The sequence below is a fragment of the Pseudomonas sp. BMW13 genome, assembly GCF_013357275.1.
GTDB lineage: Bacteria > Pseudomonadota > Gammaproteobacteria > Pseudomonadales > Pseudomonadaceae > Aquipseudomonas > Aquipseudomonas khazarica.
Genome location: NZ_SUKD01000020.1, coordinates 1 through 20,702 on the forward strand (window position 1 = coordinate 1; position 20,702 = coordinate 20,702).

16 protein-coding genes are annotated in these 20,702 nt (G+C 64.6%); 5 read left to right on the forward strand and 11 right to left on the reverse strand.

Going from position 1 to position 20,702, the window contains the following annotated elements:
• Positions 1–399: 399 nt before the first annotated feature.
• The 5 genes from nahK to E4487_RS15455 form a co-directional block, all read right to left on the reverse strand.
• Positions 400–3,042, reverse strand: a complete 2,643-nt coding sequence (nahK, locus tag E4487_RS15435) for a hybrid sensor histidine kinase/response regulator NahK/ErcS' (protein ID WP_167519177.1) — start codon at positions 3,040–3,042, stop codon at positions 400–402.
• A complete protein-coding gene (gene nosP, locus E4487_RS15440; protein WP_175253781.1) occupies positions 2,972–4,135 on the reverse strand; it encodes a nitric oxide-sensing protein NosP in 1,164 nt (387 codons plus the stop codon). Before nosP ends, nahK begins: the two co-directional genes overlap by 71 nt.
• A gap of 273 nt (positions 4,136–4,408) precedes the next feature.
• Positions 4,409–5,593 (reverse strand): porin, encoded by a 1,185-nt coding sequence (locus E4487_RS15445; RefSeq protein WP_175253782.1) that lies wholly within the window; start codon positions 5,591–5,593, stop codon positions 4,409–4,411.
• A 313-nt stretch (positions 5,594–5,906) separates the two neighbouring features.
• Positions 5,907–8,297, reverse strand: a complete 2,391-nt coding sequence (gene pqqF / locus E4487_RS15450; protein WP_175253783.1) for a pyrroloquinoline quinone biosynthesis protein PqqF — start codon at positions 8,295–8,297, stop codon at positions 5,907–5,909.
• 134 nt (positions 8,298–8,431) lie between these two features.
• Positions 8,432–9,469 carry a GlxA family transcriptional regulator gene (locus E4487_RS15455; protein WP_175253784.1) on the reverse strand — a complete coding sequence of 346 codons (1,038 nt, stop codon included), beginning with the start codon at positions 9,467–9,469 and terminating at the stop codon, positions 8,432–8,434.
• 254 nt (positions 9,470–9,723) lie between these two features.
• On the opposite strand from E4487_RS15455, the gene E4487_RS15460 reads away from it, so the two are divergent.
• Complete coding sequence (locus E4487_RS15460; RefSeq protein ID WP_175253785.1) at positions 9,724–10,674, forward strand: LysR substrate-binding domain-containing protein; 951 nt, start codon at positions 9,724–9,726, stop codon at positions 10,672–10,674.
• 32 nt (positions 10,675–10,706) lie between these two features.
• On the opposite strand, the gene E4487_RS15465 is transcribed toward E4487_RS15460, so the two are convergent.
• From E4487_RS15465 to E4487_RS15485, 5 genes are all read right to left on the reverse strand, one after another.
• Positions 10,707–11,033 (reverse strand): AzlD domain-containing protein, encoded by a 327-nt coding sequence (locus E4487_RS15465; protein ID WP_134675590.1) that lies wholly within the window; start codon positions 11,031–11,033, stop codon positions 10,707–10,709.
• Positions 11,030–11,698, reverse strand: a complete 669-nt coding sequence (locus E4487_RS15470; protein ID WP_175253860.1) for an AzlC family ABC transporter permease — start codon at positions 11,696–11,698, stop codon at positions 11,030–11,032. Before E4487_RS15470 ends, E4487_RS15465 begins: the two co-directional genes overlap by 4 nt.
• Positions 11,699–11,801: 103 nt before the next feature.
• Positions 11,802–13,148 carry an FAD-binding oxidoreductase gene (locus tag E4487_RS15475; RefSeq protein WP_175253786.1) on the reverse strand — a complete coding sequence of 449 codons (1,347 nt, stop codon included), beginning with the start codon at positions 13,146–13,148 and terminating at the stop codon, positions 11,802–11,804.
• A 155-nt stretch (positions 13,149–13,303) separates the two neighbouring features.
• A complete protein-coding gene (locus E4487_RS15480; RefSeq protein WP_175253787.1) occupies positions 13,304–14,812 on the reverse strand; it encodes an aldehyde dehydrogenase in 1,509 nt (502 codons plus the stop codon).
• A complete protein-coding gene (locus E4487_RS15485; protein WP_175253788.1) occupies positions 14,812–15,720 on the reverse strand; it encodes a dihydrodipicolinate synthase family protein in 909 nt (302 codons plus the stop codon). Before E4487_RS15485 ends, E4487_RS15480 begins: the two co-directional genes overlap by 1 nt.
• A gap of 317 nt (positions 15,721–16,037) precedes the next feature.
• On the opposite strand from E4487_RS15485, the gene dctP reads away from it, so the two are divergent.
• From dctP to dusA, 4 genes are all read left to right on the forward strand, one after another.
• On the forward strand, positions 16,038–17,069 hold the full coding sequence (dctP, locus tag E4487_RS15490; protein WP_080757095.1) for a TRAP transporter substrate-binding protein DctP: 1,032 nt from the start codon (positions 16,038–16,040) through the stop codon (positions 17,067–17,069).
• An 82-nt stretch (positions 17,070–17,151) separates the two neighbouring features.
• Complete coding sequence (locus E4487_RS15495; protein WP_175253789.1) at positions 17,152–17,679, forward strand: TRAP transporter small permease; 528 nt, start codon at positions 17,152–17,154, stop codon at positions 17,677–17,679.
• 54 nt (positions 17,680–17,733) lie between these two features.
• Entirely contained in the window at positions 17,734–19,032 is a 1,299-nt protein-coding gene (locus tag E4487_RS15500) for a TRAP transporter large permease (protein WP_175253790.1), read from the forward strand.
• Between the two features lie 203 nt (positions 19,033–19,235).
• Positions 19,236–20,246 (forward strand): tRNA dihydrouridine(20/20a) synthase DusA, encoded by a 1,011-nt coding sequence (gene dusA / locus E4487_RS15505; protein ID WP_175253791.1) that lies wholly within the window; start codon positions 19,236–19,238, stop codon positions 20,244–20,246.
• Here the strand turns inward: dusA and E4487_RS15510 are convergent.
• Positions 20,216–20,542 carry a transcriptional repressor gene (locus E4487_RS15510; protein ID WP_175253792.1) on the reverse strand — a complete coding sequence of 109 codons (327 nt, stop codon included), beginning with the start codon at positions 20,540–20,542 and terminating at the stop codon, positions 20,216–20,218. The two genes, dusA and E4487_RS15510, sit on opposite strands and share 31 nt — an antisense overlap.
• Between the last annotated feature and the right edge of the window lie 160 nt (positions 20,543–20,702).

Below are 20,702 nucleotides of genomic sequence, written 5' to 3' on the forward strand. Positions count from 1 at the left end.
CGCTTCACCGATCCACCGCTGCGGTGGATGTAAAAGGCGACATCCACCCTACGGCTCTGCTTGTCGTAGGAGCCCGCTGCGGGCGATCCATGCATCCGTGGCCTGATCGTCGGCAAGCCGGCTCCTACACATACCGTCCGATTGCGACTCACGACCTGGAAATCTGCCCGCGGAGCAGTCGTAGGGTGGATCACGCTTCACCGATCCACCGCTACGGTGGATGTAAAAGGCGACATCCACCCTATGGCTCTGCTTGTCGTAGGAGCCCGCTTGCGGGCGATCCATGCATCCGTAGCCTGATCGCCGGCAAGCCGGCTCCTACACATACCGTCCGATTGCGACTCACGACCTAGAAATCTGCCCGCTGAGCAGGCTGCGCCCTGCGGGTATGGCCCGCGTTCAGGCCCCGGCCCCGCGCTCCATCAGGTGACTCATCGCCGTTTTCAGCTTCATCGGCCGCACCGGCTTGTGCAGCAGACTGTGGCCAAGCTCGCGCATCTGCTGCTTGAGCTCGTTGCTGTAGTTGGCAGTGATCATCAGCGCCGGCAGCGGTGCGCTGCGCCTGGCGTTGATCTGCGCAACGGCATCGACGCCGTTGCGTTCGTCGTCGAGGTGGTAGTCGGCGATCAGCAGGTCGGCCTCGGCGTGGTAGTTGTCCACCTGGCGCGCCAGGTCTTCCTCGGACAGTGCGGTAACCACGCGACAGCCCCAGCCTTCGAGCAGGGTACGCATGCCGGCGCAGATCGCCGCGTCGTTATCCAGCACCCATACCCGAGCGCCGCTGAGGCGCTCGATCAGCTGGTCCGGGCTGTCCTGCACGGCGCGCACGCGCGGCGCCCGGCGGGTCAGCGGCACCTCCACGGCGAACATCGAGCCACGGCCCTGCTGCGAGGCCACGCGGATGCGATGGCCGAGCATGCGCGAGATCTTGTCGACGATGGCCAGCCCCAGGCCGAGCCCGCGATCCTGCTTGCGCTGCACCGTATCGCCGCGCTTGAACTCCTGGAATATCTCGCCGAGCTTGTCCGCAGGAATGCCGATACCACTGTCCCAGACCTCGATGGACAGGCTGTTGCCACGCCGCCGGCAGCCGAGCAGCACGCGCCCGCTGGCGGTGTAGCGGATGGCATTGCTGAGGAAGTTGCGCAGTATCCGCGCCAGCAGCTGCACGTCGCTGCGCACCAGCGCCGAGCTGGGCAGGTAATCCAGGCGCAGCCCCTCGCTGCCGGCGACCTGGCGGTACTCGGTGGCCAGGTTCTCCAGCAGCTCGCTGACGGCGAAGGGCGCGATATCCGGCTTGATCACCCCGGCATCGAGCTTGGATATGTCCACCAGCGTGCCCAGCAGGCTCTCGACATCCTCCAGCGAGTTGCTGACGTTGCGCACCAGCGGCTCGCAACCGGAGAGATCCGGCTTCTCCAGCAGCGCGCTGGTGAATAGCCGGGCGGCGTTGAGCGGCTGCAGCAGGTCATGGCTGACCGCCGCGAGGAACTTGGTCTTGGACAGGTTGGCCCGCTCCGCCTCGCCCTTGGCCTCGCGCAGGCGCGCCTCCATCTGCGTGCGCTCGTCGATCTCGCGGCGCAGCTGGTCATTGACCGTGGTCAGCTCGGTGGTCCGTTCGCGGACACGCTGCTCCAGGTGCTGATAGGCCTGGTGCAGCGCCTCGGCGGTACGCCGGCGCTCGGTGATGTCGCGGATCAGCACGAAAATTCCCACCACCTCGCCGCTGGCCAGGCGATTGGGCACGTAGGAGCGCAGCATGTAGCGCTCCTGGCCACTGTGGTTGGTCTCGGCGAACTCGAAGGTCACGCTCTCGCCGGACAGCGCCAGCTCCACGTAGGGCTCCAGGCGCTGGCAGTGCTCCTCGCTGTGCACCTCGCGCAGGCTCTGGCCGAGCATGGCGCCGCGCGGCCAGCAGTACCACTCCTCGTAGACCTTGTTGGTGAACTCGTAGACCAGATCGGCGGACAGGTAGGCGATCAGCGCCGGGACGTGGTCGGTGATCAGGCGGATCCAGCGCTCGCTCTCGCACAGCGCCTGCGCCTGCCGATGGCGCTCGGTGATATCGGTGAAGCTGTTGACGAAGCCGCCGGTGGGCAGCGGATGGGTGCGCACCTCGAGCATGCGTCCATCGAACAGGCGCACTTCCACTTGGCGCAACAGCTTGCCATTGGCATCGCGGCTTTCCGGGGTCAGCGGCTCCAGCTCGCTCTCGGCCATGACCTCGGCGAACGGCCGGTGGGCGTTGATCGGTGCCAGGCCGCAGAGTTCGAGGAAGCGGTGATTCCACAATTCCAGCGCCCCTTCGGCATTGACCATGGCCATGCCCTGCGACAGGTTGTCGACCGCGCGCTGCAGCAGGCGGGATTTCTGCGCCAGCGCCTGCTCGCGGCGCAGCGCTTCGCTCTGTTTCACCTCGGTGATATCGGTGTAGAGGATCACCAGCCCGCCCTCACGGGTCGGCCGCTCGCTGACCTGGACCCAGCGCCCGTCCTGCAGGCGGAACAGGCTCGGCTCGCCCTCGCGGCCCAGTTGCGCTTCCACCACCAGCCCGGTGCTGCGGCTCAGGCGGCGAATCTCCTCCAGCCGCGTACCGGTGCCGATGCGCGCCCGGCTGCGTTCCCACAGGGCCTTGAAGCGGCTGTTGAACAGCACGATGCGCTGGCGATCGTCGAACAGCACGAAGGCGTCGGAAATGCTCTCGATGGCGTCGATCAGGTGCTGGTGGGCGGTCTCGGCACGCAGGCGCGCGTCACTGAGCAACTGATTGCTCGACTTCAGTTCGGCCATCGCCTGGTTCAGCGCATCGGTGCGTTCGCGCACCTGCTCCGACAGCACCACCGAATGCTGGAACGCCGCGTAGGCGTCGTCCCCCCGGGAGTGGATCGACTCCACCCGTTCGATCAGCGCCGCGTTGATGCGCCTGAGCTTGGCGTTCTCCTGCTCCAGGGCCGCACAGCGGGCCTGCAGATCAGCGCTCGCCACGCCCGACAGGTCGGCCAATGGCGACACCGGTGAAGGTCTGATTGATGTGCATGCCATTGAACTGCTCTCCGTAGGTGTTGAAGCCGATCACCCCCTGCTGACGCAGCAGCGTGGCGACCGACTCGACGCCGCCGTCGTTCTCGATTTCCAGGCGCCGCAGGAAACAGTCGCAACCGATGGTCAGCAACAGCGGCCCCAGGCGCTGTTCGAGCCCGGCGAACAGCTGCTCCAGGTTGGGCAGCAACGGGCCGGGATGCATGGCGGTGAGGACGATGCCGTTCTCCACCGCGCAGTAGAACGTCAGGCTGAGGTCGTCGTGCACCTGCTGGATGGAGCGCACGTAGTAGTGATCGCTGATGCGCACCGCCAGCGGATAGGCGGCGAACACCCGGTGATCGAGGGCATCGAGCGGAACGCCGATCAGGTCGGCGTACTCCTGCGCGGCGGGCATCGCGTTGAGTTCGTAGACCCGGCGACTGGTGCTGTCGGCACGGGTGACCACCAGCTTGTCGCCGCGGGGCTGGATGTGGTGGGTGCTGAACACCTCGAAATCCAGCCAGGTGTTGAACAGCACCACCACCGCCGCGCCACTGTGGAAGCGCCCGCCGTGATAGACGTGGGTATGCGTCAGGTGGTTGTCGTCGCCCGCCGAACCGCCGAAGTGCGGGATGCTGCCGAGCGCCGCGCTGAGCGCGCCGAGCACCAGCTCCTCACGGCTGGACAGGCCATCGAGCAGGGTCAGGGCGAAGCTGTGGCCCTTGATCGAGGCCAGCTCGTTGCTGCGGCAGTCCTTGACCAGGCCGTCCACCAGGTGCTGCGCGTCGAGCAGGTTGAAGCGCTCCATCTCATCGATCAGCGCACTGGCGATGGAGAAGCAGCGCAGGTCGAAGCCCAGCGCCACCACGCAGCCGCGGTCGTAGCCCTGCGGGGTGATCTCGCCGGCGCTGGTGCAGCCGACCAGGCTGACGCCGCCGAAGTGCGCCTCCAGCGCCTGGCCGAGGCCGTCGAGGTCGTATTCCGCCGAGCAGAAGAACAGCACGAAGCCCAGATAGGGATGAATCAGCTGGCGTGCCAGTTCCTGGGCCGCCAGTTCCACGTCCTTCGTGCTGGATACCGCCCTGAGCACCCCTTGCGACTGTTCCAAGGCCATACCACGCCCCAATGCACCTACTGATCGAGTGGAAATTCTACGAAGCGCAGGTTGCCCGCCCCATGCTACTTGAGTACTGGATCGGGCCTTCCTAGGTAGGGTGCGCCTTGCACAGCAGCCATGCAGCCGCGACGTGACCCGGATGAAATCCGGGATGTGCAACGGAAAACGCCCCGGATTTCATCCGGGCTACAGGGCCAGGGATATGCAGCAGCCACAAACAGCAAAAGGCCGGGCGGGGGGCGCCCCCTGCCCGGCCTCGAACGCTGCGCGTTACCAGCTGAGAACCGCACCCACGGCGAAGGTGTCGGTGTCCTCGTTCAGGCCGCTGCCGGCGGCGGCATCGATCTGGTACTGGTTGTACTCGGCGACCAGCTTGAGGTTGTCGTTGATGGTGCGGAAATAGGCGATGCCACGGGTCTCGTAGTCAGCCGCCACGCCCAGGCCGTTGCCGTCATCCTCGGTCTTGCCGTAGGACAGCGCCAGGCGGTTCTTGCCCCAGCTGTAGGAGCCCTGCAGCAGGTAGCCATCGCTGTCGATGTCACGCAGGGTCGGCTCGCCCAGGTTGTTGGTGAAGAACGGGTTGATGCCCTTGGCCTGGAAGCCGGAACCGGTCAGCGACAGGCCGCCGAACTTGGCCTGCACGCCATAACCGAGGCCCTTGGAGGTCACCGTGTCGACGGTGTCGTCGGTGTTCTCGGAGGTCTGGTAGGCACCGTTGATCCAGGTGTAGATGGTCGAGCCGCCGACCTCGAACTGGTAGCTGAGCTCGGACTCGAAACGGGGATTCTCCTGGTAAGCCTTGCCGGTGGCGCTGTCGTCGTTGGTGTCGACCGGGTCCATGATGCCCACCGCCACGCGCAGGCCCTCGGCCAGGTTGTTGTTGCGGTAGGTGATCTGCGAAGTCGGGAAGGGGTACGGATAGCCGGTGCCGATGTTGCCGAAGGACACGCCATTGCCGTCCACCAGGCCCAGGGTGTCGGAGACGTTGCCGTAGCCAGCCAGCAGTTCGTCGAGGAAGATGTTGGAGCGCGAGAACAGGCCGAAGTCCTTGCCCACCAGCACCTCGCCCCATTCCGGGTTGGAGACGGTGCCGTAGAACTGGCGAACGTCGATGGCGGTATCAGTGCCGTTGGTTTCGCTGTCGTTGATGGTGACCCAGAAGGACGAGCGCCCGGTCAGCTTGAGGTCATCGATCTGCTTGCCGAAGTTGAAACCGATCCAGTTGGGCAGGAAACCCATCTTCACCCGTGACTGACGGCGGTCGAACTGGTCGCCATCGCGATCCACGTCGCTGTTGACGTAGAAGGCGTTGATATAACCGTCGGTGGAGAAAGTGGTGTCGTCCTGGTCGTACAGGACGATCTCGGCGGCAGCCTGCTGCGCGGTCGCCAGGGCGACGGCGGTGGCCAGGGTCAGGGGCAGAAGTCGAGTGATGGCGATCTTGTTGTTGTGCATAACGCTCTCCGCTTGAGTGGCGACCGCCAGGGCAGTCGTGTCGGAGGCGATTATCGAAAGCGCGCCCTGGCGGCCATACGCTGCCTTGGCAGCGTTTGCCTGCTGCTTTGGCCTGGAGTGACCGGCCCGCTTCCGGCGGCTCGCGACCAGCCTGCTACCGGTAGCGGGAGAAAGGTCGTAGTACCCGCCAGCCCTTGGATGTAGAACGACGGCGCACGGCGTCTGCCAGGCGCGGCGAACGCAGGCACGGGAAACGCCCGGGGCTCGCCGAGCGGCCACGGGTTCGATAGGGAGAGGGAAAGATGGGCGCAGCCTAGACCGGCGTCGCGGCTCCACTGGCCAGCACACGCCAGTCATCGGCGCGCAGCAGTTGCCGGTGCGCGCACAGCAGATCGCGGGGCGTCAAGGCGGCCATTGCCCGCTGCAGCCTTTGCGGGTGAGCCTCGGGCAGCCCGGCCAGGTGCAGCTGCCACAGCTGCTCGGTGCGTGCCCGGTTGGTGGTGGCCGGGGCCAGCGCCAGCTGCAATGCATCGCGCTCAGCGGACAGCGCCGCGTCGTCCAGTGCGGCGAGCGACTGGCATTGCTCATCGAGAAACGCGCGGATATGGGCAAAGATGCCTGACGCATCGCACCGCGGGGACTGCAGGGCAAACAGCAAGCCACAGCAGCCCTGAACCTGGCGAAAGCCGGCGAACAGGGCATAGCCCAGCTGCAGCTCGCCCCGCAGGCGCCGGTAGAAACGCCCCTGCAGCACCTGCCCGAGCAGGCGCCAGGCCGCCTCGGTGCGTGCATCGCGGGCAGGCAGCGGACAGAACAGCAGCAACGCCGCATCCGCGCCAGGCTGCGCCAGGCGCTGCCAGTCGAGACCTCGCGCCGCATCCGTGCATGGCGGCATGTCCGGCAGTGGTTCGACGGCCGCGCACAGCCTGGCCAGCTGCGCCTGCCCGGCGTCCCCCAGGCCGACGCTCAACCCTTGCAGCCCGGGTGCAGCGGGCAGCTCGCACAGCTGCGGCAGGCGCTGCAACAGATCGCGCAGCAGCAGGCCCTGTGCCTCCGGTTCGGCCAGCTCATCCAGCGGCGCCAGCAACACCGGCAGCAGCAGGCCACTGAATGCAGGCAACAGCGCTGCGGGCCCATGCAGCGCCAGGCTCCAGCCGGAGGCCTGCACGCTCAACTGGCTGCCGATGCCAAGCCGCTCGCCGCGCCAGCGCAGGTCGGCGCTGCGTGCTTGCAGGGTGGCCTCCAGGGCCGCCACGTCTGCCGTCACCGAACAGGGGCCGCGCCAGTGGAGAGCGGCCGGGCCGCCCTCGGCCTGCCCCGGATGATGTCGCAGCTCCGCCACCGGCAGAACGGCCGCTGCCGCGCTGGCGCCAGCCAGCAACGGCTCATCACAAGGCAGTTGCCATGTGTACGCCGGCGCCGGCACCGGCGATCGCTCCGCCAGTGCCCGCAACGGCAGCTCCAGGCCAATGGCGGGCCAACGGGGCTGCGCCTGGTCGCCGCCGTGCAGTTCGAACAGAGCGTCACCCTGCGCCAGGGCCGCCAGCAGAGCGCTCAGGTCTCGCAGCGTCTGGTCGTCATCCTGCGCAGGCGTCTGCAGGTGTCGAGCCAGCGCCAGCGGGCCGAGGCCGAGCGACCTGAGAGCGGCTGCCTGCTGCTGATGCTGCAGGCGCAACGACCAGTGCGCATGACCCCGCAGGTGCGCGGCCCAATCCTGCAGGACGGCGCGCAGGACGCCGCCCTGCTCCGCCGTGGCGCCAGCAAGGTCGAGGCGCAACAGACACTGCCCCGCGTGCTGGTACAGCACCCGCGCCTGCAATTGCCGGCACAGCCGCCGTTCCCGCAGCGCCGCCAGCAGGCCACCGGGCGCAGGGTCATGCAGCGCGTCCAGCAACAGCGCCAGGGCGGCCTCACAGCTACCGGCAGCGAGTTGCACAGCAAACCCCAGGTGCAGCGCAGGGCGCGCCTGCTGCAAACACAAGCGCGTCGCGCGCAGCGGCAGCAGGTCGGCCGGCGACGCGGAACCGGCGCCGCCCTCGCCCCCTGGCAGCGCCCCGAGCAAGGTCTCGGCGATCGCCAGCAACTGTTCCGCTGGTTGTGGCCCGACCAGGGTCAGGCGCATGCACCCGGCCCGGAAGTAGCGCCGATGGTGCGCCCGCAGCGCCTGCTGAAAATGCGGCGACTCCACGGCCAGGGTACGGCGATCCCCGGCCAGGAACTCGCCACAGCGATGCCCGGCGGCCAGTGCCTGCCCCAGTGCGTGATCGATGCGACTGTCGCCATCCTGGCTGCGTGCCTGGTACTCGGCATGCAGCACGTCGCGCTCGCGCAGCTGCGCCTCGCTCTCCAGCAGCGGCCAGCAGAGCATATCCAGCAGGCGAGTCAGCGCCGGCTGCAGTTGCGCGGCCGGCAGCTCGCAGACGAAATCCGTATGCCGCGCCCGGGTCGAGGCATTGACCAGGCCGCCATGGCGCTGGGCGAAGGCCATCAGCCCCTGCTCGCCCGGGTAATCGCGGCTGCCGAGAAACAGCAGGTGCTCGAGAAAGTGCGCCAGGCCAGGGTACTCCGGCGGCTCGTCATGGCTGCCGGCCGCCACCCGCAGGCACAAGCCGACGCGCTGCGCCCAGGGCTGCCGCTGCACGCACAGCTGGGCGCCGTTGGCCAGGTACAGGGCGTGGGCGGCAGGCGCATCCGGTTCGGGCATCGATCATCGATCTCGGGCAGTCTGCCGACAATCCTCGGCTCGCCACCAGTAGCGGACAATCCTTCTTTCGCCCTGGGGCACTACACCCTTGGTCGCATGCTCGTTTCCGTCAGGTACGCCGCCGTCACAAGCACCTAGGGCTCCAGAGCGCTCGTGCTCTTGCGAAACTTGCCGGGTGCAACGCCAAACATCTCGCGGAAACGCCGCTGAAAATGCGAAGGCGTCACGAAGCCGCAGGCGACTGCGACTTCGAGCAGCGCCTTGTTGGTGTACTGCAGCAACTGCCTTGCCCGGGTCAGGCGCAGCTCCAGGTAATAGCGCGGAGGCGTGGCCTGCACATGACGGCAGAACAGGCGCTCCAGATGACGACGCGAGATCCCCGAGTAGCGGGCGATCTCACCGATCTCGATCGGGTCTTCGATATTGCTGTGCATCAGCTCCAGGGCCGTTCTGAGCGAGCCCGGCAGGCGCGGGTCCAGGTCGAGCGAGGCGACGGATACATCGTAGGTCTGCCGCATCCTGTCGCAACCCAGCACCTCTTCGACAGAACCGACCAGCTCGGCGTCCGCCGTCTGCCGCACCACCTCCAGCATCATGTTCAGCGAGCTGTTCGCCCCCGCGCAGCTGATCCGCCTGTGCGCAACGACATAGGAATGGCTGGTCATCCTGACCCTGGGGAAGAGTTCTCTCATCATCACCCTGCCGTCGGGGTGGAAGGCGCACTCGTGGCCGTCGAGCAGCCCGGCTTCGGCAAGGAAGTAGGCGCCGTTCCACAAGCCGCCGAGCACAGCGCCGCAGGCCTCGGCCTGACGCAACTTGCCACGCAGCAGCGGCTCGGCGTGCAGAGCGCTACGGAAGCCGCCGCATACCACGATCATGTGCTGCTCTCGCTCGTTCAGCTCAGCGAGCCGACAGTCGACCGAGATGGCGATACCGAGATCGCTGACGACGACATCCTGGTACCCCACCACGCGTACGTCATACAGCGCCGTGGCGTTCATCAGGTTGGCAGTGACCAGTGCATCCACCGCTCCGGTGAACGCCATCATCGAAAAGTTTTCCAGCAACACGAAGGCCACCGGCAATCCGTTGGCTGCAAGCCGGTCATCCTGGCGCCGGCGCAGATGCATGCGGTTCTTGTCCCTCAGGACACTCTCGAAGGAGGATTTCACGGTGCTGGCAACTCCATCGAAGTCAGTGGCCGTCGTCCACGGGCGAGGCCTTCAGGGCGCGGTCCGTGTAGCCGCGCCGGGGATGGCACGGGCCTGCGGGAAAGGACGCCCGCGCAGTTCCCTTTGGCCAGCGCTTTCAGATACTCTCGGGGGGCTGTCGGAACAGGTTTGCACCTGCCTTCCTCTTCAATTCTAGGGCTCGCCCGTACGCTGCAGAATTGACTTTTTATTCAGGAAGTTGAATACCTTTCGTTATGGTCATGCACACCGAGCCCGATCAGACGCTGATCAAGATGCCGTCGCTGCGAGCGGTCAAATCCTTCATCGCCGCAGCCAAGTACCAGAACTTCACCAGGGCTGCCGAGGCGCTGTGCGTGACCCAGGCGGCCATCAGCCGGCAGATTCGCGAGCTGGAAAGCTACCTGGGTGCGGAACTGTTCACCCGCGCCGGTCGCGCGGTGGAGCTGACCACTGCCGGTTCGATCTTCTACGACGCCGTGCAACTGTCCTTCGTCAATATCGCCCAGGCAGCCGAACGCATCCGCAGCCACAACACGCGCAAGCGGGTACTGACGCTATGCTGCTCGCCGGCCTTCTCCGCATTGTGGTTGGCGCATCGTTTGCCGAGTTTCTTCAGTGCCAACCCGGACATCGACCTGAACCTGATCACCACGCAGAACTTCCTGTCGATGGAGCCTGGCGTACGCCCCGACATCTTCATCACCAAGCTGGCCAAGGTGCATGATGGCTACCGCAGCACGCCGCTCTTCCATGACATCATCTACCCCGTCTGCACCCCGCACTATCTGCAACAGCACCCTGAACTGAGCAGCCTCGAGGGGCTACGTGACAGCGTGCTGCTTAACCTCACCCCCTACGGTCGCTCACAGGTCGCCGAGCATGTCGACTGGGGCGTCTGGCTGGCATTCAACGATATCGATATGGAGGCCCGTGCTCACGACAGCCCCCACTTCTTCAATGCCAACGACTACAACATGCTGATCCAGATGGTCCTCAGCCATCAGGGCGTGGCGCTGGGCTGGCATCACCTGGTGGGTCATCTGATCGAACAAGGGCTGCTGGTACGACCGCTGGCCGAAGAGGTCGTGCATCGCGAGAGCCTGCACTACCTGACGTTCCGCGAAGACCGGGAAGATGACCATGCCTGCTGTCGCCTGCGCGACTGGCTGATGCAGCAGCTCTGACCGGCGCTGCAGTGCTTCGACGGCTGTGCGCCCTACATCAGCGACTGTTGCAGCCAGAGCATGCCCATGCCGCTCGCCAGGGTCAGCAGGATGCTCTTCGTGCGCCATGCGACCAGTGCAGCCAGCGCAGCCGCGAGCAGTCGGGCATTGCCCGGATCGAGCGCCATCTCGCCGCCGGGATGGGTCACGGCAGGCAACACCAGCGCGGCCAGCACGCTGGCCGGCACATAGGCGAGCGCCTGGCTGAGCAGCGGCGGGATACGCAGGCGACCATACGCCTGGATGAAGGAAACCCGCAGCGCGAAGGTGCCGAGACCGATGGCGACGAACAGCGCCCAGAGCGCCAGTTCCGCATTCATGGCGTCTCCTTGGTCGTGCTGACAGGCTCAGGCGAACGACGGCGCCCGACGAACAGACCGGTGCAGATACCACAGAAAGACGCGAGCAACAGCCCCAGGTTGTACGGAAGCCCGATAGCCAGTACCGCGACGGCACCGCCGACACAGGCGGCAGCAAGGCCGGCACAGTTGCGGATCGCCGGCACCAGCAGCCCCAGGAAAGACAGGGGAATGGCGAACTCCAGCGACCAGCTCGCGGGTATCCCGGCGCCGATGAAGACGCCAGCCATCACCGACAACTGCCAGCTCAGCCACATGCTCAAGGCACTGCCGGCATAGAACCAGTACCCCAGGGCAGGGTCGCCGCCCGACGACAGCCTCATGATGCTCAGCGCATAGGCCTGATCCGACAGCATGTATGCCAACGGCCATTTCCAGCGCCGGGGCAAGTGATGCAGGTAAGGCGCCAGCGAGGCGCTGTACATGACGAAGCGCAGGTTGATCACCAGCGCCGTGAGCAGGATCACCAGTGCGACCGCATCACTGCGCAGCAACTGCAATGCCGCCATCTGCGCCGACCCGGCGAAGAACAGCAGGGTCATGCCAAGCGTGGCGCCCGGAGAGAATCCCTGCTCGACCGCCATCACCCCGGTGACCAGGCCAAAGGGAATGACCCCCGGCACCATTGGCAGCAGGGCTCGAACACCCTCGAAGAATGCCGTCCAGTGTCGCGTCACATCATCCTCCAGCGCATCGGTGAACTGTGGCCTGCCAGCGCATCGTCGGCCGCTACAACTCGATCCCCGCCTGCCACTCCTTCCAGCGCATGGTCATATTGGCGCCGAGCGACAGGAAGGGTTCGGGAGGCAGGCGGCTGGGCTGGGCACTGGCCTGGAAATCGTCGAGCAGGGTGGAACGCTGATTCAGCGCCAGCTCCGCCGCGAGGAGGCCTGACAAGGTTCCCTTCACGGTGCCCAGGCCGTTCTGGCAGGCAGCCGAGAACACTCGCTCTTCCTGCTCGCCGAACGCCGCCACCGAGTTCAGTGACAGGCACAGACGCCCACCCCAGCGATGATCCATCGACACGCCGTCCAGCATCGGGAAACGAGCCGAGAAGGCACGGTCATGCAGCCTGGCAGCCCGACGGATATGGCGCTCGCCGATCTCCATGGACTGGTTCAGGGTGAAGTGGTTGCGTACGGTAATGCGGTGGCCGCTACCGTCATAGCTCGACACCCGGCGTAGCGTCGTGCCCATCGGATCGGCCGGGAGCAGGCTCCAGTCCGGGACGCCGCCCAGACGCTTGACCTCGGCCTCGCTCAGCGGCCTGGTCATCGAGGCGTAGGTGAAGACGTGCAGCAGGCGCTGCGCAAAGTAGCCGAACGACTGGATATGGCCATTCACCGCGAGGATCACGTGACGTGCGCGCACCCTGCCCTTCGGCGTCTGCAGCACGTGACGGTCACCGAGGGTCATCGACACGACCGGGCTGTGCTCATAGATGCACACTCGCCGGCTCAGCTCAGCGGCAGACATGCGGATGTAGGCCGCCGGCTGGATCATCACGGAATGAGGGGTGAACAGGCCACGACGGTAGAAGTCCGTGCCTGTCCAGGCCTTCATCTCCGTCGCATCCATGATCCTGAACGCTTCACCCAGCGAAGCCAGGTGCCGGCTGTAGGTATCGATATGCTGCTCACCTTTCTGCGTCGCCGCCCCCGTGACCTTGCCACAGGGGTCGAACACCTGCTTCGGCATTGCGGCCTCCGCGGCGGTGTGCCGGGCGAACTCGATGGCGTGCCGATTCAGGCGGATCTGCCGGAGGTCGGCATCCTTGGCGCCGGCATAGGTTTCGGAGTTCAGCTCATGGGGCAGATCGATCATGAAGCCACTGTTACGCCCCGCCGGCCCCTCGGCGAGCCGCCCGGCCTCCAGCACCACGACTCGCTGCCCAGGCACCAGCTGGTTCAGGCGACGAGCCGCAGCGAGGCCGGCGAATCCGCCGCCCACCACGGCCCACTCGACATCGATGTCTTCATCGAGCTGCGGGTAGACGGGGGCTGAAGACAGTATCGCGTTCCATGCCGCAGGGCCTGTATCCCTGGGTAGACGCCTTACCTTTATTGTTTTGCTCATAAACGGACCTGCCAGGATGACAGCTGGGTAGAGAGGGCAAGGACCGCCCTCATGAATGTGCAAGAAATTGCAGACGTGGCGTGACGCAGGCCGCCCGCCGAGCGGACTCGCCGATGCCCCAGGCAGGGCATCGGCGCATTTCAGCGCGCCCGCCCTCAGCCCTCGATCGTTTCGTCCCCGAGGCTGATCCAGATCGTCTTCAGCTCGGTGTACTGATCGTGCGCATGGATCGAGTTGTCACGACCGCCGAAGCCCGACTGTTTGTAACCACCGAATGGCGTGGTGATATCCCCTTCGCCGAAGCAGTTGACGGTGACGGTGCCGGCCCGGATGGCCCGCGCGGCCCGCAGGGCCTTGCGCGAACTGGCAGTGAACACGGACGCGGCCAGACCGTATTCGCTGTCGTTGGCAACCGCGATCGCCTCCTCGAAGCTGGACACGGTCACCACCGCCAACACGGGGCCGAAGATCTCCTCGCGAGCCAGCACGTCACTGCTGCGCACACCGTCGAAAATCGTCGGCGGCACGAAGTTGTCGCCCAGCACCTCGCCACCGAGCAGCAACCGATGGCCGGCCTCCTTGCCCTGGCGTAGATAGCTGCACACCTTGGCGAAGTGCCCGCTGTCGATCAGCGCGCCCAACTGATTGCTCGGGTCCAGCGGCTCGCCCGTGCGCCACTCGGCCGCCTTGGCGCAGACCCGGCTCATCAGCTCGTCCTTGATCTTTTCATGCACGATCAGCCGCGAGCCGGCCGAGCAGTTCTCGCCCATGTTCCAGAATGCCGCCGAGACCACCTGGTCCGCGACTGCATCGAGGTCCTCGGCGTCATCCAGAACGATGCAGGGGTTCTTGCCACCGCACTCGAGCACCACCTCTTTCAGGTTCGACTCGGCGGCGTAGTGGAGGAAGCGTCGGCCGGTTTCGGTCGAACCGGTGAACGCCACCATGTCGACATCCGGATGACGCCCCAGCGCCGCGCCGACGACCGAGCCGGAACCGGTGACGACGTTCAGTACCCCGGCTGGCAGGCCGGCCTCCCTGGCCAGCTCGGCGATACGCAGCGCCGTCAGCGAGGTCTGGGTCGCCGGCTTGACCACTACCGAGCAGCCCGCAGCCAGCGCCGGCCCCAGCTTCCAGCCGAGCATCAGCAGCGGGAAGTTCCATGGCAGCACGGCGCCGACCACGCCGATCGGCTCGCGCACGACCATCGCCACCACGTCCGAGCCGACCGGCGCGGTCTGGTCGTAGATCTTGTCGATGAGCTCCGCATGCCACTTCAGCACGTGGATGGTTTCAGGCACATCGATGGTCTCGCAGTCGGCAATGGGCTTGCCGGAATCGAGACACTCCAGCACCGCCAGCGCCCGACGGTCGCGCTCCATCAGCGCGGCGAGACGAAGCAAGGTCTCCTTGCGCTCACGCGGATGCAGGCGACTCCAGCGACCATCCTCGAACGCCTCGCGGGCGCTCTGTACGGCCAGATCGACATCCTCGGCGCCACAGGCCGCGATCTCCGCCAGGACCGCCCCGGTCGCCGGGTTGATGGTCGGCAGCGTCTGCCCGGACAGCGCCGGGCGGAACGCCCCGCCGATGAAGCTCTGCGTCTGGATCTTCAGGCCATCGGCAATGGCACGATACTCATCAAGGGTCAGCAGGTCGCTCATCACTTGCCCTCCTTCTGGATCGCGGCAATGCTCGCCTTCAACGTGCGAATCACCGTTTCCAGCTGCTGTTGCTCGGCCTCGTCCAGGCCCAGCAAGGGCTTGCGGGTCACCCCGGCGAATCGACCCGCCAGGGTCACGCCGTGCTTGACGCTCTGGATGAACTTGCCGCCCTGCTCCAGCACGCTCATCAGCGGCATCATCGCGCCCATGATGCGCCGCCCCTTGTCGAAGTTGCCTTCCACGACACAGGCGTCGTACAGGGCGATATGTTCCTCGGCGAGGAAGTTGGAACCTGCGCAGACCCAGCTCCTGGCGCCCCAGGCGAAGTACTCCAGCGCCTGGTCGTCCATGCCGCAGGAAGTCTGCAGGTCGGGATACTTCTGCATCAGCAGATGCAGGCGGTTGATATCGCCCGAGCTTTCCTTGATGGAACGGATGTTCGGCGAAGCGAGCACCTCGTCCAGGCAGGCCTCACCCATCACCGTGCCCATGCGCGCCGGGTAGTTGTACAGCATGACCGGCAGGTTGGCGGCGCGGTCCACCGCCAGCACGTGCTGCGCGACTTCGTGCTCGGTCGGCAGCGAGTAAGGAGGCGTGGCGACCAGGATCGCATCGGCCTTGTACTCGGCGGCCGCCCTGGCCAGGCGAATCGACTCGTTCGGATCGATCGAGCCGGTGCCGAAGATCACCGGCACACGCCCCGCACAGCGCGCCACCGCGATCTCGAGCAGGCGAACACGCTCGTCGTGAGATTCGACGTAGTACTCGCCCGTCGTGCCACCCACGACAACGCCATGCACCCCGGCCTCGATCAGATAATCAATGGACGCCATATATGCATCGAAGTCGATACTGAAGTCTTCACGAAAGGGCGTAATTACCGGGGTATAGATTCCTTCAAATCGCATAGGCCTCACCTATTAATAATTGTCGTGGTTCGAAACAAAACACAAAGACGAACGACGCAAGATCTAATGACAAGCGACGTCACGCGACAATCAACTTTTATGTTCCACAAACGATAACTTCAGGTAATGGCGCGCCTTGCACCTGAATAGCGGGCGCTGCCATAACGTGACGTTATCGTTTGCTCGCCGGTTTTGTTTCTTGACGCTCAGTGACGACCGACATACCGTTCAGACCGGCGTGTTAACAACCCATCTGGACACAACAAAGATTGAAGAGCGCGTGACTCGGCAATCAAACAAAAGTCCCGGAGATAAAAATGAAACAGTCGATCCGAACGCTATTTAAAGCATCACAGGCAGTCGTCATTTCCACCGCCCTGGCGCTGGGCTGCACTACAGGGGCACTGGCAAGCAACAAGGATTACAGCTTCAAACTTGCACTGGAATCCGGCGACCGTGACTCGGCGTCGGCCAAATCCATGCAACTCTGGGCCGACCAGATAAAGGAAAAGTCCGCCGGGCGCATGAAGGTCGATATTTATTATCAGGGTGAACTTGGTGGCCAACAGGAACTGTTCGACCAACTTGTAAAAGGCAATATCGATATGATGTTGACCTGGCCTCAGACTTCGTATGACGAACGCCTTGGCGTCAACTACATTCCCTACCTCACCCTGGGCTGGGACGATGCGCTGAAAGCCTATGACAAAGACGGCTGGCTGAAGAACATCCTCGACCCGGTCTATGCCGATATTGGCCTGAAGTATTTCGGCCCCTACCCCGAAGGTTTCGGGGGCATCGCGACCAAGGGCCGTTATGCCACCAACTATCAAGATGCCGCCGGCATGAAAGTTCGGTCGCAGCCCGTATTCCCGCTGCCTCAAACCATGAAGGCCATGGGCTTCCAGGCCGTTCCGATCGACTGGGCCGAAGTCTACACATCGATTCAGACCGGGGTCGTCGACGGCGACTCGAGCAACGTCATCTATTGGGACTACGAATACTTCCGCGACCAACTCGATTACTTCGTGCACTCCAAGCACAACTTTTCGTCCTACGCCATGCTGATGAACAACGCGACCTGGGAGGCGCTCGACGCCGAGGATCAGTCGATCATCGCCTCGGCGGCAGAACACGTGATCGACAAGCAGTTCAAGGACGCCAAGGCCGAGGACGACAAGTGGATTGCCAAGGCCCAGGAGGCCGGCATGAAGTACATCGAGCCCTCCACCGCAGACATGCAGGCCTGGGTCAAGCGGGTACGGGCCGAGGTATGGCCGGAAGCGGAAAAATCCCTTGGCAAAGAGATCATGGACAAGATCCGCGCCAACGCCTCCGTCCCCGAATAATTAGCCGGCGATAACGCCAGCCTTGAGGCAACCCATGCGTCTTACGGTTGCCTTTTTCTATTTACAACAGCAGGACATCTTGATGAACAAGTTGCTGACACTGATGGTGTCGATCGACAAATTTCTCATGCTCATCATCAAGCCGGTCGTCGTCGTAATCAGCTTCCTGGTAGCTGTTTTCCTGGCCTATGGCATCTTCGCGCGCGCCGTGATGGGCAAACCGGTGTTCGGTCTCGAGGAACTGGTGCTGCTGGGCGCCATGTGGCTGTACATGCTGGGCGCCGTTCTCGCCTCACGTGACCGCTCGCACCTGACGGCCGACTTCATCGAGGTCATGTTCAAGAACCCGAAGACGATCCAGGCGTTTCGTATCGTTGCCGCGCTGATATCGCTGGTCATGGCGATCTTCTTCGCCTCCTGGAGCTACGACCTGCTCTATTGGGCCGTCATCAAAGGCCAGAGCAGCACCGTGCTGAAAATGCCCTGGTACCTGTCACAGAGCAGCCTGTTCGTCGCCAGCATCCTCTTCATCTTCTATCAACTGCGAGATGTCCTGAACGACATCAACAGCTTTCGTTCCTGCAGCGGCCCTGATCAAGAACAGGCCTGAACATCCAGAACCCGCCACTCGCAGATAAACCTACAAGAGATACAGAGACTTATCATGGGCGCAATACTTGCTATCGTCGTCGTCATCATGCTGATGATGATCGGAGTTCCGGTTGTCTTCTCATTCGCCGCGATGACTCTGGTGCTGGCCATCAGTTACGGGGTCGATATCTCGTCGCTGATGACCACCGGCTTCTGGTCGGTCAATTCCGTCATCCTGCTGGCCCTCCCTCTTTTCGTCATGACCGGCTACCTGATGCAGGCGGGGGGCATGGCCGCTCGCCTGGTGCACTTCGTCGAGGCCATCGTGGGCAAGTCGCGAAGCGGCATGGGCTCGTCGATGGTCGTCGCCTGTGGCGTGTTCGGCGCCATCTCCGGCACGGCCTCTGCAGCAGTCGCGTCCATCGGCACCATCATGATCGGCCCGATGGAGAAGCATGGCTATCCGCGCGAATACACCAGCGCCCTGCTGGGTATCTCCTCGCTGCTGGGCCTGCTCATCCCGCCGAGCATCACCATGATCCTGTTCGCCGTGGTGACACGCCAGTCGGTCGCCGCCTGCTTCCTCGCGACCATCGGCCCGGGCATGCTGCTGATCCTGCTGCTGTGCCTGATCAACTGGATCAAGATGCGTACAGGGCACGACCCGCTGCAACAGCCCGTCGGATTCCGCCAGCGCGCCGAAGAGATCGGCAATTCCATGTGGAAGGCATTTCCAGCGCTGCTGCTGCCGGTGATCATCCTCGGCGGCATCTATGGCGGCGTCTTCACTCCCACCGAGGCGGCCGCCATCGCGGTGGTCTACTCCATCCCCGTCGGCCTGTTCATCTATCGCGAGCTGGATCTCAAGCGCCTCGCCGAGTGCTTCATCGCGGCGGCCACCACCACCGGTGTGATCATGGTCATCCTGGTGTTCTCCTTCGTGGCCAGTCGGATCTTCACCCTCGAACGCGTCCCCCAGCAGCTGACCGACCTGCTGATGGACCTGTTCCAGAACAAGCTGCTCATTCTGCTGGTGGTGAACGTGTTTCTGATCCTGCTCGGCATGATCATGGACGATGTCAGCGTCGTCGCCATCATCAGCCCGCTGCTGCTGCCGGTGATGGTGAACATTGGCGTAGAGCCCATTCAATTCGCAGCCATCGTCGGCACCAGCGTGGTCATCGGCTGCAACAGCCCGCCTATGGCCCCGATCCTGTTCATGACCTGTCGCATAGGCAATGTGGGCATGTCCCAGGTCATGCGCCCGGCCCTCGGCTTCATGGCATTCGCGGCACTGCCGGTCATGCTGGTGACGACTTACTGGCCCCCGCTCTCGCTGTATCTGCCGAGAGCGTTCGGCTACATCGGTTGATTGCGTGACGGCACGAGGGCGGGACTTTCCCGCCCTCGTGCATTCTGCACATCGGGGATAACCAGCGCCGCTGCACCTGGCGACGTCCGACTGCGCCGGGCAGGCGCTTTCTTGGTAGAATTGCCGATTACTTGCCCACCTGCCGGGACCCTCAGCATCGCTGCCGAGGGTACGGGCGCAGGTTTCAACTGCACTGATCGACGATGCATCAAGAATCCAAGCTGAAAGCCGCCACCACACGCCCTGCCCTGTCCCGCCGCTTCTCCGTGGCGCCGATGATGGACTGGACGGACCGTCACTGCCGCTTCTTCCTGCGCCAGCTGTCACGCCATGCCCTGCTCTACACCGAGATGGTCACGACAGGTGCGCTGATCCACGGTGATCGCGAGCGCTTCCTGCGCTACAGCGAGTGCGAACACCCACTGGCCCTGCAATTGGGCGGCAGCAACCCGCAGGACCTGGCGACCTGCGCGAAGATGGCCGAAGAACACGGCTATGACGAGGTGAACCTGAACGTCGGCTGCCCCAGCGACCGGGTGCAGAACAACATGATCGGCGCCTGCCTGATGGGCCACCCGGCGCTGGTGGCGGACTGCGTGAAGGCCATGCAGGATGCCGTGAGCATCCCGGTGACGGTGAAGCACCGCATCGGCATCAATGGTCGCGACAGCTATGCCGAGCTATGCGACTTCGTCGGCCAGGTGCGTGATGCCGGCTGCCGCAGCTTCACCGTGCACGCGCGCATCGCCATCCTCGAAGGCCTGTCGCCCAAGGAGAACCGCGAGATTCCGCCGCTGCGCTACGACATCGCCGCCCAGCTCAAGCAGGACTTCCCCGACCTCGAGATCGTCCTCAATGGCGGCATCAAGACCCTGGAGGAATGCGAGCAGCACCTGCAGACGTTCGATGGCGTGATGCTCGGCCGCGAGGCCTATCACAACCCCTTCCTGCTGGCGCAGGTCGACCAGCGCCTGTTCGGCGCGCCAGGCAATGGCATCACGCGCCTGGACGCCCTGCTCGCCATGCGTCCCTACGTGGAGCAACACCTGCGCGACGGCGGCACCCTGCACCACATCAGCCGTCACGTACTCGGCCTGGCCCAGGGCTTTCCTGGCGCACGCCGCTTCCGCCAGTTGCTGTCGACCGACCTGAACAAGGTCCAGGACCCGCTGGGCCTGCTCGATCAGGCAGCCGAACTGCTGCGCGGACACTGAGCCGGCGTCACCAGGCGATAGCGGCTGCGCCCTGTCGCCCGGACCATGCCGTTGTCTTCCATGCGCCGCAGGACCTGGCGCACGCTGACCAGGGACAGCGGCTCGCCGGCGTCACACAGCTGCTGGTGCAGCTCGCGGGCGGATACGCCCTGCTCCTCATCCGCCACGCACAGCGCCTCCACCACCTTGAGCCGGGGCATGCTGAAGCGCAGCCCGACCGCCTGTAGCCACTCACGACACTGGCGCGTGTCCGGCACAGCTTCGAGTGAACGAGAGGACTGGGTCTGGGTCGACATAATTCGGGTTCCTTGGCTGCTCGTTACAAGTCGGACTCCACCGACTCAGGGGCGTTCTACCACGCCTGTATAGATAAAGACGAACGAGCGAGCAAAAAGCGCATCCCATGCAGGTAAATTTTGTCAGTGACCCGACCGTTGAGCGCCCGGAGCGCCTCGG

Coding starts and splice junctions, on each gene's coding strand:
- nahK (WP_167519177.1), bottom strand. CDS start 3,042: ATGGCATGCACATCAATCAGACCTTCACCGGTGTCGCCATTGGCCGAC.
- nosP (WP_175253781.1), bottom strand. CDS start 4,135: ATGGCCTTGGAACAGTCGCAAGGGGTGCTCAGGGCGGTATCCAGCACG.
- E4487_RS15445 (WP_175253782.1), bottom strand. CDS start 5,593: ATGCACAACAACAAGATCGCCATCACTCGACTTCTGCCCCTGACCCTG.
- pqqF (WP_175253783.1), bottom strand. CDS start 8,297: ATGCCCGAACCGGATGCGCCTGCCGCCCACGCCCTGTACCTGGCCAAC.
- E4487_RS15460 (WP_175253785.1), top strand. CDS start 9,724: ATGGTCATGCACACCGAGCCCGATCAGACGCTGATCAAGATGCCGTCG.
- E4487_RS15465 (WP_134675590.1), bottom strand. CDS start 11,033: ATGAATGCGGAACTGGCGCTCTGGGCGCTGTTCGTCGCCATCGGTCTC.
- E4487_RS15470 (WP_175253860.1), bottom strand. CDS start 11,698: ATGGTGCCGGGGGTCATTCCCTTTGGCCTGGTCACCGGGGTGATGGCG.
- E4487_RS15475 (WP_175253786.1), bottom strand. CDS start 13,148: ATGAGCAAAACAATAAAGGTAAGGCGTCTACCCAGGGATACAGGCCCT.
- E4487_RS15480 (WP_175253787.1), bottom strand. CDS start 14,812: ATGAGCGACCTGCTGACCCTTGATGAGTATCGTGCCATTGCCGATGGC.
- E4487_RS15485 (WP_175253788.1), bottom strand. CDS start 15,720: ATGCGATTTGAAGGAATCTATACCCCGGTAATTACGCCCTTTCGTGAA.
- dctP (WP_080757095.1), top strand. CDS start 16,038: ATGAAACAGTCGATCCGAACGCTATTTAAAGCATCACAGGCAGTCGTC.
- E4487_RS15495 (WP_175253789.1), top strand. CDS start 17,152: ATGAACAAGTTGCTGACACTGATGGTGTCGATCGACAAATTTCTCATG.
- E4487_RS15500 (WP_175253790.1), top strand. CDS start 17,734: ATGGGCGCAATACTTGCTATCGTCGTCGTCATCATGCTGATGATGATC.
- dusA (WP_175253791.1), top strand. CDS start 19,236: ATGCATCAAGAATCCAAGCTGAAAGCCGCCACCACACGCCCTGCCCTG.
- E4487_RS15510 (WP_175253792.1), bottom strand. CDS start 20,542: ATGTCGACCCAGACCCAGTCCTCTCGTTCACTCGAAGCTGTGCCGGAC.